We start from the raw sequence: 15,294 nt of genomic DNA on the forward strand, positions 1-15,294 counted from the left end.
CACGTCGCGTCAGCCCCTCCCCCGGGCCGCCTTGGCGCGCTGGTTGGCATCGAGGATCACCTTGCGCACCCGGATCGCCTCCGGCGTCACCTCGACGCACTCGTCCTCACGGCAGAACTCGAGGCTCTGCTCCAGCGAGAGCACCCGAGGCGGCACCAGCCGCTCGAGCACCTCGGCACCGGCCGAGCGCACGTTGGTGAGCTTCTTCTCCTTGGTGATGTTGACGTCCATGTCGTCGGCGCGGGAGTTCTCGCCGATGATCATGCCCTCGTAGACCTCGGTCGTCGGGGGCACGAAGAGGGTGCCGCGCTCCTGGAGGTTGAACATCGCATAGCTCGTCGCGGCGCCCGCGCGGTCCGAGACCAGCGACCCGGACTGGCGGGTCCGGATCTCCCCGAACCAGGGCGCGTAGCCGTCGAACACGTGGTGCGCGATCCCCGTGCCGCGCGTCTCGGTGAGGAACTCCGTGCGGAAGCCGATCAGACCGCGGGAGGGGACGACATACTCCATCCGGATCCAACCGGTGCCGTGGTTGGTCATCTGCTCCATGCGTCCCTTGCGGGCGGCCATGAGCTGGGTGAGGGTGCCGAGGTGCTCCTCGGGGGTGTCGATGGTCAGTCGCTCCACCGGCTCATGCAGCGAGCCGTCGATCTCCCTTGTGACGACCTGAGGCTTCCCGACCGTGAGCTCGTAGCCCTCGCGGCGCATCTGCTCGACGAGGATGGCCAGCGCGAGCTCGCCACGGCCCTGGACCTCCCAGGCGTCGGGCCGCTCGGTGGCGAGCACGCGCAGCGACACGTTGCCGACGAGCTCCTTGTCGAGGCGGTCCTTGACCAGACGGGCGGTCACCTTGGCACCCTTCACCCGTCCCGCCAGCGGACTGGTGTTGGTGCCGATCGTCATCGAGATCGCCGGCTCGTCGACCGTGATGAGCGGCAGGGGCACCGGGTCCGACGGGTCGGCCAGCGTCTCGCCGATCGTGATGTCGGGGATGCCGGCGATGGCGATGATGTCGCCGGGGCCGGCCTCCTCGGCGGGCTGACGCTCCAGCGCCTCGGTGAGCAGAAGCTCGGTGATCTTGACCGGGGTGACCGAGCCGTCCCGGCGACACCATGCGACCTGCTGGCCCTTGCGGATCTCGCCCTCGTGGACGCGGCACAGCGCGAGGCGACCCAGGAACGGGCTCGAGTCGAGGTTGGTGACGTGGGCCTGCAGCGGTGCGCCCGGGGTGAAGGTGGGAGCGGGGATGGTCTCGAGGATGGTCGCGAAGAGCGGCTCGAGATCGGGACTGTCCGGCAGCCCGCCGTCGGCCGGCGCCTCCAGGCTGGCGCGGCCGGCCTTGGCGGAGGCGTAGACGACGGGAAAGTCCAGGGCCTGCTCCACCTGCTCCGGGTCGTGCTCGTCGAGCAGGTCCATGAAGAGGGCATAGACCTCGTCGACGACCTCGCCGATGCGGCTGTCCGGGCGGTCCACCTTGTTGATGCACAGCACGACGGGCAGGTGTGCGGCGAGGGCCTTGCGCAGGACGAATCGGGTCTGTGGCAGCGGTCCCTCCGAGGCGTCCACCAGCAGGACGACGCCGTCGACCATGGACAGCCCGCGCTCCACCTCGCCCCCGAAGTCGGCGTGGCCCGGGGTGTCGATGATGTTGATGGTCATGCCGCCCTCAGGGGCGGACGCGCCGGTGTAGCGGATGGCCGTGTTCTTGGCCAGGATCGTGATGCCCTTCTCCCGCTCCAGGTCGCCGGAGTCCATGACCCGGTCCACGCCTTCGTCGGAGCGATGCGCGGCGAAAGCCCCGCCCTGGGTCAGCATGGCGTCGACCAGGGTGGTCTTGCCGTGGTCGACGTGCGCCACGATGGCGACGTTCCTGATATCTGCGCGCACGCCGGACGACGTCTCCATGAGGGGCATGGGCAGCAGTGTCTCACCCGGAGCCGATGGACCCTGGGGCAACCTTGGGGCGCCGGGTGGCTGGCGGGCGCCCGCCCTTCCCGGCGACAGCCCTGACTCAGGGATGCAGCAGCGCCGAGAGGTGCTCGACGATCGGGCGGTCGTGCTCGAGCCAGGCGACCTGGTGCAGCTCTGCGTGGGTCAGCCACCGCAGCTGGTCGTGGTCCTCCAGGGGCTCGGGGTCCGGCTCCCCCGGGAGGGCGACGGCCCACCACAGCCGCATGACCCACGGATGGCTCAACGCCCAGTCGCGACCGAGGGGCCGCCCGAGCCGGACCCGGACCCCCAGCTCCTCATGGGCCTCACGCACGGCGGCGTCGGCGGGATCCTCCCCGTCCTCGACCTTCCCACCCGGGAACTCCCACCCCCCAGCGAGTTGCGGCGGTGCGCTCCGGCGGGCGGCCAGCACCCGGGTCGGGCGTCGGAGGTCGTCGACCAGCGCGACGGCTGCCACCACGGGCACAGGACACCCCCCTCTCGCGGCAGAACCGGTCGGTCTCGTCCGGCATAGTAGGCCCATGCCCCCGCCGGTCCGCACCCTGACCCGATGGTCGGCAGCGGCCGTCCTGCTGCCGCTCGCCGCCTGCGGGGGGTCCGGCGACGACAGCGCGACGAGCACGGCCAGCACGACCGAAGTCGCCATCACCAGCCCCGCCGATGATGCGTCGGCCTCGTCGCCCGTGGCCCCGACCTCACCCGACACCGGGCCGACCACCGCTGCTGCGGCACCGACTCGCACCGACGCCGAGAGCGAGGAGTCCGAGCGGGCCCGCGGCCAGGAGTCGGAGAGCGAGGAGTCGGCGACGGACGCAGGCCCGGGCGAGGCTCCGCCCTCGGGGCCCGCGAGCCAGCAGCCGACCCGCCGGCCAGGAGTCCCGGGCGGCATACCGGGAGCCGAGCCGTTGAGCGACCCGAGCGACAGCGCGCTGGTGGCCGTGACGGTGGCCGAGGACTACGTGGGTGGCCCTGCCGCCACGCTGGAGCGCACCGGCGATCAGTGGCTGGTGGCCGTCGCCGTGGCGACGGGCGCGGAGCGACTGACCGTCAGCGAGGACGGAGTCGTGCTGGACCGCGTGCCGATCGAGGTCGATGCGCTCACCCGGAGCGCCCTCGAGCAGGACACGACGCTCGGGCTGAGAGCGGCGGTGGAGCTCGCCCTGGCTGAGGTCGGCGGGGACGTCCGGAGCGCGCAGGTCGAGGCCGGTACTGCCGGACCTCGGTGGCAGGTCGAGATCGACGGCGGGACGGCGGCACGAGCCACCGTCGACGTGGTCACCGGTGAGGTGACGGTCGGCGGGGGCAACGGCTGAGTGAGCGACCGCGACCTCGGCAACGACATCGGTCCGGCGCACCTGCCGCAACCGTCCGCCGACCTGGGCGCGGCGACCACGTTGCTCGACGACGTCGCGGCTCTGGTGGGCGCGCCGGCCCTGGTGGAGGACATCCACCATGCGGTCGTGGCCTACAGCCGCCACGAGCAACCCGGTGACGCGGTGCGGCAGGCCACCATCTTGCGGCGCAGGGCCGATCCTGCCGTCATCGCCTGGCTGAGCGAGGTGGGCCTGCCTCGAGCCACCGGACCGCTGCGGGTGCCCGCCAACCCCCAGCTCGGCATGCTCCCCCGGGTCTGTCTCCCGCTCCGCCTGGGGAGTGCGGTCGTGGGCTATCTGTGGTTCATCGACGAGGACATGGACATGTCCCTCTTCGAGCTGGAGCGCGCATGGCAGGCGTCGTTGACCCTGACCGAGCTGCTGTGGCGCGGCGGTGGGATCGCCCGACTGGTTCCCGCCACGGTCATGCGGGCGCTCCTGGCCGGTTCCCCGCCGGACGAGCCGGAGATCGAGCACCTGCGCGGCGTGCGGCTGGAGCACGGAGGGTCGTTCCGGGTGCTGGCCCTGCGCGCCGACCCTCCCTCCGCGACCGCGCTGCGGGTCGCCCTCACCCGGATTCTCGAGTCCGCTCCCGGACCCGCCCCCGTGGGAGCACTCCTCGACGACGGCGCCGTCCTGGTCTACGTCCAGCAACCAGGGTCAGACGGCGCGACCCGGGTGCGGGAGGCACTCGTGGGGTCGGCGGCGGGCGTCGTGGCCGGGCTGGGCGACCCGGTCGATGACCTCGACCATCTCCCCCGGGCGGCCCGATCTGCCCGGGACGCCGCCCGCTGCGCCTGGCTGTGGCCCGAGCTCGGTCCCGTCGTCGACTGGCCCCGCACCGGGCTGCAGCGACAGGCGGCCGACATCGCCCGCGGCGTCGGCGGACCAGTCGGTGACCTGGTCGCCCGACTCGGCTCCATGGTCGCCGATCCGGACCTGCACCACCTCGCCCTCACGGTCGAGACCTACTTGGACCTGGCCGGACACGGACAGGAGTCGGCACGGGCGCTGGTCCTCCACCGGACCACTCTGTACCAACGGCTGCAGCGCTTCGCCGAGCGTGCCGGGGTCGATCTACAGGTCGGCGAGGATCGGACCCTGACCCACCTGGCCCTCAAGGCGGCGCGCTTCGAACAGCAGGTCCCCCGGCGCTCCTCCTGAGCCGACCCCGTCCCGTGGATCTCCACCGCACGCTGCGGCAAGCGCGACAAGTGTCGACACATTTGGCGCGAGAGGCCGTCATGTGACGCGTCGCCTGAGAGCGCGCTGGGGAGCACGGCAGTTACTGCGAGGTAACCGCGTCAGGGCCGTTGTTACGGTCCGGAGCCAACCGATACGACGTCGGCGGTCGCAGGGCTCGGCTCAAGCCCGCGTGCTCCACCCTCACCCGGGAGATTCAATGACGAAGCTGCCATCGGCCCCCTCGCACCGTCCCCGTTCCCTGCGGCTCGCGATCGCCGCCGCCAGCGCCGCGGCGGTGACCCTGACCGGCGCTGTCGGGATGGCGTCGACAACCGTCGCCGCGCCCGAGGACGCCTCGGTCCATGATCCTGTCGACCCTGCCGACTGGGAGCGCGCCGAGGACACGACCTGGGCGGACTACACCGCGGTCCCGGGCACCCCGGCCGGCTGGACCGACGGCTCGGTCTCCGGCTCCGTGGACGAGTTCCGTGCCGCGGTCGTCATGGTCGACTTCGAGGACCAGCCGATGCTGCTGACTCAGGAGGCCGGCGCGCACGTCTTCGGCAACCCGCAGGAGGGCTGGGAGCCCGTGGCGCGCGAGGACGCCGCGCAGTGGTTCGCCGACTACCTCAACACCCCTAACGAGTTCAACAACGGACGGACGCTCACCGAGTACTGGATGGAGAACTCGGGCGGGAAGTACTCCGTGGACGTCGAGGGTTTCGGCGTCTACCAGCTCCCGGGCAAGCTGCACGAGTACGGGCTGCGCGGCTACGCCCCGACCTCGGGGCCTGACTCGGTCTGCCCCGCGGGCGACGACTGCAGCAAGGACATCCGCACGGACGGATTCGCGGCATGGTTCGCCGACCAGGGAGAGGCGGTCGCGGAGGACTTCGACGTGCTCTTCTTCGTCACCGCGGGCAACGACGAGTCCGGCACCTGGCAGGAGTTCGGCGAGATGAAGTGGACGTCCAAGGAGGACGTCCCCGCCGAGTTCGGCCCGCCCGGAGCGGAGGACGGACCGGTCCTCAACGACGCGGGCAACGAGATCCCCAACTGGGCGCCGACGCGCTACGTCGAGTGGACCAGCTGGAAGGCCGCCTCCATGCACTGGCCCAACGCCAGCCCGCGGCACCCGATCATCGGCAACAGCACCCAGGCGGAGTCCAGCGGCCAGGCGATCTTCCAGCACGAGCTGGTGCACCTGCTCGGCATCGGCGACAACTACAGCAACCCGTTCGGCACCGGCACCAACGCGATCCGCAGTTACAGCGGCCACTGGGACCTGCTCAGCCGCGGCGCCTTCAACGGCCCCGGCGGCACCCACAACCGGTGGCAGATCCCCAACGCCGGTGGTGGCTCGCTCGCCGCGCCCCTGTCGCTGCGCAACAAACTCAAGCTGGACCTCGTCGAGGAGCAGCAGGTCGTCGACGTGACGACCGACGAGCTCACGGCCAACGGTCTGGCGAGGGCCACGCTCACCGCCCGCTCGCTCAACCGGCCCGACCTGCTTAGCGGCATGAACATCACGCTCTCCGACGGCGACCAGCGGACCTGCGCCGAGGACGGCTACGTCGGCGACCTGGCCTACCTGTGCGACATCGCGCCGTACTACCGAGCCTTCGAGACCAACCCCGGCGCGGCAGCAATCGTCAACTATCCGAGCTACACGCTGGAGGCGATCGGGCAGATCGGCGCCGACTCCTTCGTGCCGAGCTCCGGCGTCATGCTCGCGCAGACGAAGCCGCAGGACTACGCGCCCTTCCTCTGGCTCATCGACGCCAACCCCGAGGACATCGGCTGGGTCGACTTCGTCCGCCCGGACGGCACCGAGCAGATGGTCTCCCTGGGCGACCCCCGTCAGCTCAACGACGCCCTCTTCCGGGCGGGCACCCGCTCGGGGTCGGAGGACGAATGGGTCGACGAGGAGAACGGTGTGCAGTTCTACGTCCTCGAACGGCTCGAGGACGAGAACGGCGTCGTCAGCTACGACGTCGCGGTCCGTTCGCTCGACGGGGACGGGACCCAGGCGCGCGGTGTCGCGCTCGGCGACGCGGGGATCGACGCCGCCGAGGCAGGCACGACGGCCTCGCTGACCATCCCTGTCACCAACACCGGCGAGGCGGGCGACGGCGTCCATGACTCCGACGTCTACCGGGTCGAGGCCACGCTCGCGGGTGCGGGCTGGAGCCTCACCCAGCCCTATGAGCTCATCGCGGCCAGCGCGGGCGCGACCGTCGACCTCCCCCTCCACCTGGCCCACGCCGGTGGCGGTGACGGCACCCTCACCGTCACGGTGACCAGCGAGAGCGATCCCGCTGCGACCCAGACCCTCACGCTGGACGTCTACGACCTCGTGGCGCAGAACGTGGCGGACACGGTCCAGGCCCTGCAGGACAGCGACGAGCGCAACAGCATCAAGCAGCGCTTCGCCAACTTCCTGCAGCAGTTCGAGAAGCACGTGGCCGCCGGTCGCGACCAGCAGGCTCAGGGCGCCCTGGACCGGATGGACCAGGCCCTGCGCCACGTCGACGACGACGCCCTGCGCCAGCAGCTCCTCGACGCCATCGCCCTCGCCCGCCGCGGGTGACCCTCCGGCGTCGGGGCGGGAGCACACCTCTCGCCCCGACGCCCTACCCCCTCCGCCGACCCGCATCACCACCGACGACGAACGGACCCGCTCATGCCCACCACCCGCACGACCCGCCTGGCCCTCACGCTCGGTGCCGCCGGGACTCTCGCCCTCGCGCCCACCATGGTCGCTGCCGACACCCCGGAATCCGTGGAGCCTGTCGTCGCCGATGGCGTGATGCAGGCCGTCTTCACCGATCGCTCGACCTGGGTGCACCAGGAGCTCTGGGTCGAGACGGAGTTCGACTCCGACGGAGACGGTGAGCTGGACCGGGTCCACGTCGACGTCACCCGCCCTGGCGAGACCGAGACCGACGGGCTCACGGTGCCGGTCGTCTACGAGGCCAGCCCGTACTACGCCGGTGGCAACTGGAGCGTGCCGAACTGGGATGTCGATCACGAGCTGGGAGACCCGCCCGCGTCCCGGCCCGACTTCACGGCCACCTCGGGCCGGTCGACGAGCCCCACCATCAGCACCTCGCACGAGAGCACCTGGGTGCCGCGTGGCTTCGCGGTGGTGCACTCCGAGAGCCCAGGCACTGGCCTGTCCGAGGGCTGCCCGACCACCGGCGCCGCCAACGAGTCCCTCGCGCCCAAGGCGGTGATCGACTGGCTGAACGGCCGCGCCACCGGTTACACCAGCGTGAACGGCCAGGAGGAGGTGACCGCCGACTGGTCCACGGGCAAGGTCGGCATGACCGGCACGTCCTACAACGGCACGCTGCCCATCGGCGTCGCCAGCACCGGCGTGGAGGGGCTGGAGGCCATCGTGCCGGTCGCCGCCATCTCCGACTGGTACGACTACTACCGGGCCAACGGTCTGGTCGTCGCCCCCGGCGGATACCAGGGAGAGGACGCCGACGTCCTGGCCGACTTCGTCCACACCCGGGCCGACCGCTCGGTCTGCCAGCCCGTCATCGACGGGCTCGCCGACGACCAGGACCGCGTGACCGGCGACCGCAACGCCTTCTGGGACCAGCGCAACTACCTCGCCGACGTGGACCCGATCGAGGCCGCCACCCTCATCGCGCACGGCCTGTCCGACTGGAACGTCAAGGCCAGCCAGGCGAGCAACCTCTGGGATGCCCTGCAGGCTCAAGGGACCCCCTCCCAGCTCTACCTGCACCAGGGCGGTCATGGTGGCCCGCCGCCGGATCACCTGATGAACCGCTGGTTCAGCCGCTACCTCTACGACGTCGACAACGGGGTCGAGCAGGACCCGCTGGCCTGGGTGGCTCGCGAGGGGGTCTCCCGGCTCCAGCCCACGCCGTACGACACCTGGCCGGTGCCGGGCAGCCGTGGGGTCGAGGTCGGCTTCGCCGGTGACGGCAACGCCGTCGGCTACCTGCGGATCCTCGACGGCGACGAGGCCACGCAGGCCGTCGTCGACGACGCGGGCGTCCGCGCGGCCGACCTGGCCGCAGCAGCCTCCTCCGACCACCGGCTGCTCTTCCGCTCTCGCGAGCTGGTCGAGCCGGTCCACCTCAGCGGTGAGCCGACCGTGTCGGTCACCCTCAGCGCCGACCGAGCCGCCGTCAACCTGTCCACCGCCATCGTGGTGACGAACGCCGACGGCCAGACCCGGATCGTCACCCGCGGCTTCGCCGACCCGCAGAACGCGGGCGACCTGGACGGCGTCGGCACGCCGCTGGTCCCGGGTGAGTCCGTCACCGTCGACTTCGGCTACGAACCGATCGACAGCGTCATCCCGGCCGGCTCGACCCTGTCGGTCATGGTCTACTCCAGCGACCAGGAGTTCACGATCCGCCCCGCCGCCGGGAGCCTGCTCGACGTCGACCTCGGCGGCACGTCGACGGTGCTGCCGGTGGTCGGAGGGCCCCTCGGACTGGCTGCGGCCACCGACGACGTCGAGGCGTATGCCTACGCCCTGGTCGACAGCAACGCCGAGGACGGCCTGCTCAGTCGCGGCGAGCAGGTGCGTCTGACCACCGCTCTCGACCAGGTGCTCCTGCACACCGAGGCTGGGCGCACGGCCCAGGCGGATCGCGCGATCGACCGCTTCGTCCGGGTGGCGCAGCGGGTGGACGACCCGACCCTGCGGACCGACCTGCTCGAGGTGGCCGAGGCCCTGCGCACCATGCTCGACGACGGAGAGCTGTCATGACCACTTCCGCGCACCGCCCCGTGCGTCGGCTGCTGGCCAGCGCCGCCGCCCTCGGCGTCACCGCGACCCTGGGCGTGACCACGGCGACCGCGAGCCCCTCGGCGTCGGCAACGGCGACGACGGGTATGGCGACTCCCACCGCGCGCGACGTCGTCCCCGCACCCCCTGTGGTCCTCGAGGACGGGATGACCGCACCGGTCTACGACTACGCCGACGCGATCCGCGAGTCGGTCTGGGTGCAGGCGCCCGACCTCGACGGCGACGGCGCCGCAGAGCAGGTGGCCGTCGACATCGTCCGCCCTGCCGAGCTGGACGGTGCGGCTCAGGTGCCGGTCGTCATGATGGCCAGCCCCTACTTCACCTGCTGCGGCCGCGGCAACGAGGGCGAGACGAAGACCTGGGACGAGGACGGCAACCCCGCGCTGGTGCCCACCTACCTGGACAACTACTTCGTCCCGCGCGGGTATGCCTATCTCGCCGTCGACATCGCCGGGACGAGCCGGTCCACCGGCTGCGTGGACACCGGAGGCGAGTCCGACATCTTGTCCGCCAAGGCGGTCGTCGACTGGCTGAACGGCCGCGCCGACGCCGTGGACTCCGACGGCATGCCGGTCGAGGCCGACTGGTCCAACGGGCAGACGGGCATGATCGGGAAGTCCTACGACGGCACGATCGCCAACGGTGTGGCCGCCACCGGGGTCGAGGGCCTGGAGACGATCGTGCCGGTCGGCGCCATCAGCTCGTGGTACGACTACACCCGGAGCCAGGACCTCCCCTACAGCCTGGGCTACGCACCGTGGTTGGCCGGCTACGTCATGGGCAACCGGGTGACTCCGCAGGACTGCGACGAGGTGCTGGCCGGTCTGCGCGCCGACGGCGATGACTCCACGGGGCGGTACAACGCGTTCTGGGCCGAGCGGGACTATCGCGAGGGCACTCTCGGCACCGCCGAGGACGTGAACGCCAGCGTCTACGTCGTCCACGGCCTGCAGGACAACAACGTCAAGACCCGCAATTTCGCGACGTGGTGGCAGGCCCTCGACGACGCCCGCGTCGACACCAAGATGTGGCTCATGCGGGTCGGCCACGCCGAGCCCTTCGACACCGATCGAGAGGAGTGGACCCGCGAGCTGAACCGTTGGTTCGACAGCGAGCTCATGGGCATCGACAACGGGATCTGGGACGAGCCGGCCGTCCGGGTCGAGACGGCACCCAACGTCTGGGAGACCTCCGAGCGGTGGCCCCTGGACCGCCGCACCGCCAAGCTCCGGCCCCAGGACGACGGCACGATGGCGATGGGGCGCCGCGGGCGCGAGGAGCTGTCGTTCACCAACCGGTGGTTCGTGCAGCAGGGCGGGCTGGCGACCTACGCCTATCCCGACAACCAGCTGTTCTTCGCGACCGGCCGGATGACCGACGACGTGCGCCTCTCCGGGACGCCCGAGCTAGACCTCACGATCACCCACGACCAGCCGGTCGGTCAGGTCACTGCCCTGATCGTCGACTACGGCACCTCCGAGCGGGTCAGCGAGTCGTCCAACGGCATCCGGACGCTGGCCGAGGAGACGTGCTGGGGCGAGTCGATCGAGGCGGACGACGCCTGCTACCGGGAGGTGGAGCGGCGGCTGGTCGAGACACCGTTGCAGATCGTGGCGCGTGGCTGGGCGCGGCTCGACGGACCCGGGACGCACGAGCTCACCGTGCAGCTGCAGCCCAACGACGTCCGGATCGGTGAGGGCCACCACCTGGGCCTGGTCATCACGGGCGCGTCGTACGGCGGTGGCGGTCCGTATCCCGTCGATCAGTCATCGGGCACCTACACCGTGGATCTCGCCGACACGATCCTCTCGCTGCCGGTCGACGGACCGATGACCGGCTTCAACCGTGGGGCCCTGAAGCTCCCGCCCGCGGAGGAGCTGCCGACGGGCACCGTGGACGAGTCCACCGGGCGCCAGCGTCCCGGGCTCTGACCACGGTCGGCGGTCCGCGCCGGGTTGCCCTTGCGGCAACCCGGCGCGGACCGCCGACCAGCGTGTTTCGGTTCGGTCACGATCTGCCCGGAGCCGTCCTGCGCACCCACACATGATGGTTCAATCCCCAAGAATGGCCGGGCCCATCCAGCCCCGCCTCAGGGCCACCGTGGTCCCTGTTCACCCACGAGGAGGAAGCATGTCCAACCTCAAGGTCGTCACAGCGACGGCCGCCGCCCTCGCTCTCCTGCTCGGCGCCTGCGCCGAGTCCGAGCGGGACTCCGGGTCTGACGGAGACAGCGGCGCAGATTCCGGCTCGAACGCCTCGGAGGACGCCGGCAGCGACGGCGGCGAGGCCTCGGACGCGACGTTCGTTTTCGGCGCCGCAGGCGCTCCGGCGATGTTCGACCCGTTCTACGCCAGCGACGGCGAGACCTTCCGCGTCACCCGCCAGATCTACCAGAACCTCATTGGCACCGAGCCGGGCGGCAGCGAGAACGTCCCCGAGCTCGCCACCGACTGGGACAGTGAGGATGGCCTCGTCTGGGACTTCACGCTCCAGGAGGGCGTGACCTTCCACGACGGCACCGAGTTCAACGCCGAGGCGGTCTGCGCCAACTTCGAGCGCTGGGCCGACCAGAGCGAGGCCGGCCAGAGCCCGGCTGCCACGTACTACTACGGCAACGACGTGGGCTTCGGCGACGACTCGCTCTACGAGTCCTGTGAGGCCACCGAGGAGTACGTCGCCACGATCACCGTGAGCCGCGTGACCGGCAAGTGGCCGGGCATCCTGTCGCAGATCTCCTACGCCATGCAGTCGCCGACGGCGATGGAGGAGTACGACGCCAACGGCATCGGCCTGGAGGGTGAGGCCTTCACCTTCCCGGAGTACGCCACCGAGCACCCGACCGGCACCGGACCCTTCACCTTCGAGTCCTACGACAACGCGGGTGGCACGGTGACCCTCTCGCGGTACGACGACTACTGGGGTGACACCGCCGGCGTCGAAGAGCTGATCTTCAAAATCATCCCGGACGAGAACGCGCGTCGACAGGAGCTCGAGGCCGGCACGATCAACGGCTACGACCTCCCGAACCCGGTCGACTGGCAGGCCCTGGAGGAGGCCGGGATGCAGGTCGAGATCCGCGACCCGTTCAACGTCCTCTACCTCGCGCTCAACCCGGCGGCCGACCCGCAGCTCGAGGATCCGCTCGTGCGCCAGGCGCTCTATCACGCGATCAACCGGGAGCAGCTGGTCGCCAGCCAGCTGCCCGAGGGTGCGACCGTGGCGACGCAGTTCATGCCGGACACGGTGGACGGCTGGAACGGCGACATCGCGCCGTACGAGTACGACGTCGACCGGGCCATGGAGCTGCTGGAGGAGGCCGGCAAGTCCGACCTCACCATCGACCTGTGGTACCCGACCGAGGTCACCCGGCCGTACATGCCGGACCCCTCGCGCATCTATGACGCCGTCAAGGCGGACTGGGAGGCGGCCGGTGTCACGGTCAACCCCGTGACGAAGCCGTGGAACGGCGGCTACATCGACGGCACCCAGAGCGGTCAGGCACCGGCCTTCTTCCTGGGCTGGACCGGTGACCTCAACTCGGCCGACAACTTCCTGTGCGCCTTCTTCTGTGGTGACGACAACCAGTTCGGCACCTCTGCCTACGACTGGCACGAGGACCTGCAGGACCAGATCGCCGCAGCCGACGCGGAGGCGGACGAGGCCACCCGGACCGAGCTCTACACCGAGCTCAACGCCAACATCATGAGCGAGGAGTGGCTGCCGGGTCTGCCCATCTCGCACAGTCCGCCCGCGCTCGTGGTCGGTCCGAACGTCGAGGGTCTGGTCCCCAGCCCGCTGACGGCAGAGGACTTCTCCACGGTCACGCTCTCGGAGTGAGCTAGGCGGGTTCCCCGCCACCGGTGCGGCGGGTCGGACCAGACGGTTCGGCCCGCCGCACCCGTTCGTCACCCACCTTCGTCCGCGTGTCGCCGCGGGCCACCACGACGGGAGAGTCCCCGTGCTGAGATTCATCGTCCGCCGCGTCCTCCAGGCGGTGCTCGCGCTGTTCGTGCTCAGCGTGCTGCTCTTCGCCTGGCTGCGCTCGCTCCCCGGCGGCGTGGTCAGCGCCCTGCTGGGCGAGCGGGGCACCCCCGAGTCCGCGGCGGCGCTGAGAGCCCAGCTCGGCCTCGACCAGCCACTCGTCGTGCAGTACTGGAGGTTTCTCCAGCGGGCGGTCCAGGGCGACTTCGGAGTCTCCAACGGCGTCTACCGCGGCCGACCGGCGCTCGACGTCTTCCTCGAGCGCTTCCCCGCCACCATCGAGCTCAGCCTCTTCGCGATCGTGCTCGCGCTGTGCCTCGCCATCCCCCTGGGCTACCTGGCGGCGCGACGCCGCGGTGGCGTCTTCGACACCGGATCGGTCATCTTCTCCCTCGTCGGTGTCGCGGTGCCGGTCTTCTTCCTCGCCTACGTGCTGAAGTACATCTTCGCCGTGCGGATGGGACTCCTGCCCCCCTCGGGCCGGCAGAGCGTGGGCATCGACGCCACGCACATCACCAACTTCTACATCCTCGACGGCATCATCACCCGCGAGTGGGACGCGGCCTGGGACGCCTTCAAGCACCTCATCCTCCCCGGGGTGGCGCTGGCCTCCATCCCCTTCGCGGTCATCTTCCGGATCACCCGCGCTGCCGTGATCGACGTCATGGACGAGGACTACGTGCGCACCGCCCGGGCCAAGGGGCTGCGCCGGCAGACCATCCGGGCGCGGCACATCATGCGCAACGCGCTCATTCCCGTCGTCACGATCGTCGGTCTCCAGATCGGCGCCCTGCTCGCCGGGGCCGTCCTCACGGAGAAGGTCTTCGCCTTCACCGGGATCGGCCAGGCGCTGGCCCTCGGCTTCGAGCTGCGCGACTACCCGGTGCTGCAGGTCCTCATCATGATGGCCGCCCTCATCTACATCGTCGTCAACCTCGTGGTCGACGTCGCCTACGCCATCATCGACCCGCGCGTGCGCACCTGAGGAGCGAGTTGACATGAGCGAACCCGACATCAGCGCCTCCGACGCCCAACGCGAGACCTCCCACCGCTCCACCGCCTCCCTGCTGGGCGGTGATCGGAAGAAGCAGCGGATCGACTCCCTCGCCGAGGCCGGCGCCTTGTCGTCGGACGAGGGCGTCAGCCTGTGGCAGAGCGCCTGGCGGCGACTGCGGCGTGACCCGGTCTTCCTCATCGGCCTGACCATCGTCGCCATCTTCGTCCTCGTCGCGATCATCGCCCCGTGGATCGCGCCCTACGACCCGTCGGCCCGGATCCTCATCGACCAGGTCTCCCCCGCCACCCCGATCCCCCCGGCCCAGGAGGGTCACCCCCTCGGGGGCGACAACGCCGGCCGGGACATGCTCTCCCGCCTCATCGTCGGCTCACGTCAGACCCTGATCGTCGGCGTCCTGGCGACCATGGGCGGGCTGCTGGGTGGGCTCGTGCTCGGCACGATCGCCGGCGGCATCGGCGGGCTGGCCGACAGCATCGTCATGCGCATCGTCGACGTGATGCTCTCGATCCCCTCGCTGCTCATGGCCTTCTCCATCGCCGCGCTCTTCGCCCGGCCGAGCCAATGGACGGTCATCGCGGCCATCGCGATCATCCAGATCCCCATCTTCGCCCGGCTGCTGCGCGGCTCGATGATGGCGCAACGGCACAGCGACCACGTCCTGGCTGCGCGGGCGCTCGGGGTGAAGCCCGCGGCCATCGTCTTCCGGCACATGCTCCCCAACTCGCTGGGCCCGGTGATCGTCCAGGGCACCCTGGTGCTGGCGGTGTCCATCATCGACGCCGCCGCGCTGTCCTTCCTCGGGCTGGGCAACCCCGACGACTCGGTGCCGGAGTGGGGTCAGATGCTGGGCCGGGCCCAGGTGTTCTTCAACTCCTACCCGCACGTCGCGGTCTATCCGGCCCTGTGCATCATCGTCGTCGCCCTCGGCTTCACGCTCATGGGTGAGTCGCTGCGCGAGGCCCTCGACCCGAAGTCCCGCCGCTGAGGAGGCC

10 protein-coding genes are annotated in these 15,294 nt (G+C 70.7%); 8 read left to right on the forward strand and 2 right to left on the reverse strand.

The genetic code is table 11. The annotated features are described in order from the left end of the window. Positions 1-9 precede the first annotated feature (9 nt). Both typA and AC5PYY_RS15925 read right to left on the reverse strand, forming a co-directional pair. Positions 10-1,914, reverse strand: a complete 1,905-nt coding sequence (gene typA, locus AC5PYY_RS15920; RefSeq protein WP_493897754.1) for a translational GTPase TypA — start codon at positions 1,912-1,914, stop codon at positions 10-12. 97 nt (positions 1,915-2,011) lie between these two features. Beyond that, positions 2,012-2,410 carry a (deoxy)nucleoside triphosphate pyrophosphohydrolase gene (locus AC5PYY_RS15925; protein ID WP_493897755.1) on the reverse strand — a complete coding sequence of 133 codons (399 nt, stop codon included), beginning with the start codon at positions 2,408-2,410 and terminating at the stop codon, positions 2,012-2,014. Between the two features lie 61 nt (positions 2,411-2,471). On the opposite strand from AC5PYY_RS15925, the gene AC5PYY_RS15930 reads away from it, so the two are divergent. The 8 genes from AC5PYY_RS15930 (at position 2,472) to AC5PYY_RS15965 (ending at position 15,287) form a co-directional block, all read left to right on the forward strand. Next, on the forward strand, positions 2,472-3,263 hold the full coding sequence (locus AC5PYY_RS15930; RefSeq protein WP_493897756.1) for a PepSY domain-containing protein: 792 nt from the start codon (positions 2,472-2,474) through the stop codon (positions 3,261-3,263). Next, complete coding sequence (locus tag AC5PYY_RS15935; RefSeq protein WP_493897757.1) at positions 3,264-4,487, forward strand: PucR family transcriptional regulator; 1,224 nt, start codon at positions 3,264-3,266, stop codon at positions 4,485-4,487. It begins immediately after the preceding gene. A 238-nt stretch (positions 4,488-4,725) separates the two neighbouring features. Then, positions 4,726-7,098: a hypothetical protein gene (locus AC5PYY_RS15940; RefSeq protein ID WP_493897758.1), complete on the forward strand. Its 2,373-nt coding sequence runs from the start codon at positions 4,726-4,728 to the stop codon at positions 7,096-7,098. Between the two features lie 93 nt (positions 7,099-7,191). Further along, positions 7,192-9,264: a Xaa-Pro dipeptidyl-peptidase gene (locus tag AC5PYY_RS15945; protein WP_493897759.1), complete on the forward strand. Its 2,073-nt coding sequence runs from the start codon at positions 7,192-7,194 to the stop codon at positions 9,262-9,264. Next, complete coding sequence (locus AC5PYY_RS15950; protein WP_493897760.1) at positions 9,261-11,234, forward strand: CocE/NonD family hydrolase; 1,974 nt, start codon at positions 9,261-9,263, stop codon at positions 11,232-11,234. Before AC5PYY_RS15945 ends, AC5PYY_RS15950 begins: the two co-directional genes overlap by 4 nt. Before the next feature lie 199 nt (positions 11,235-11,433). After that, positions 11,434-13,140 (forward strand): ABC transporter substrate-binding protein, encoded by a 1,707-nt coding sequence (locus AC5PYY_RS15955; protein WP_493897761.1) that lies wholly within the window; start codon positions 11,434-11,436, stop codon positions 13,138-13,140. Positions 13,141-13,261: 121 nt separating this feature from the next. Next, on the forward strand, positions 13,262-14,269 hold the full coding sequence (locus AC5PYY_RS15960; protein WP_493897762.1) for an ABC transporter permease: 1,008 nt from the start codon (positions 13,262-13,264) through the stop codon (positions 14,267-14,269). Positions 14,270-14,282: 13 nt separating this feature from the next. Then, positions 14,283-15,287, forward strand: a complete 1,005-nt coding sequence (locus AC5PYY_RS15965) for an ABC transporter permease (RefSeq protein WP_493897763.1) — start codon at positions 14,283-14,285, stop codon at positions 15,285-15,287. Positions 15,288-15,294 lie beyond the last annotated feature (7 nt).

Source organism: Serinicoccus sp. JS2-9 (assembly GCF_059025165.1).

Excerpts from the sequence above, each read along its gene's own strand:
- typA (WP_493897754.1), bottom strand. The coding sequence starts at position 1,914 with ATGCCCCTCATGGAGACGTCGTCCGGCGTGCGCGCAGATATCAGGAAC.
- AC5PYY_RS15930 (WP_493897756.1), top strand. The coding sequence starts at position 2,472 with ATGCCCCCGCCGGTCCGCACCCTGACCCGATGGTCGGCAGCGGCCGTC.
- AC5PYY_RS15940 (WP_493897758.1), top strand. The coding sequence starts at position 4,726 with ATGACGAAGCTGCCATCGGCCCCCTCGCACCGTCCCCGTTCCCTGCGG.
- AC5PYY_RS15945 (WP_493897759.1), top strand. The coding sequence starts at position 7,192 with ATGCCCACCACCCGCACGACCCGCCTGGCCCTCACGCTCGGTGCCGCC.
- AC5PYY_RS15950 (WP_493897760.1), top strand. The coding sequence starts at position 9,261 with ATGACCACTTCCGCGCACCGCCCCGTGCGTCGGCTGCTGGCCAGCGCC.
- AC5PYY_RS15955 (WP_493897761.1), top strand. The coding sequence starts at position 11,434 with ATGTCCAACCTCAAGGTCGTCACAGCGACGGCCGCCGCCCTCGCTCTC.
- AC5PYY_RS15965 (WP_493897763.1), top strand. The coding sequence starts at position 14,283 with ATGAGCGAACCCGACATCAGCGCCTCCGACGCCCAACGCGAGACCTCC.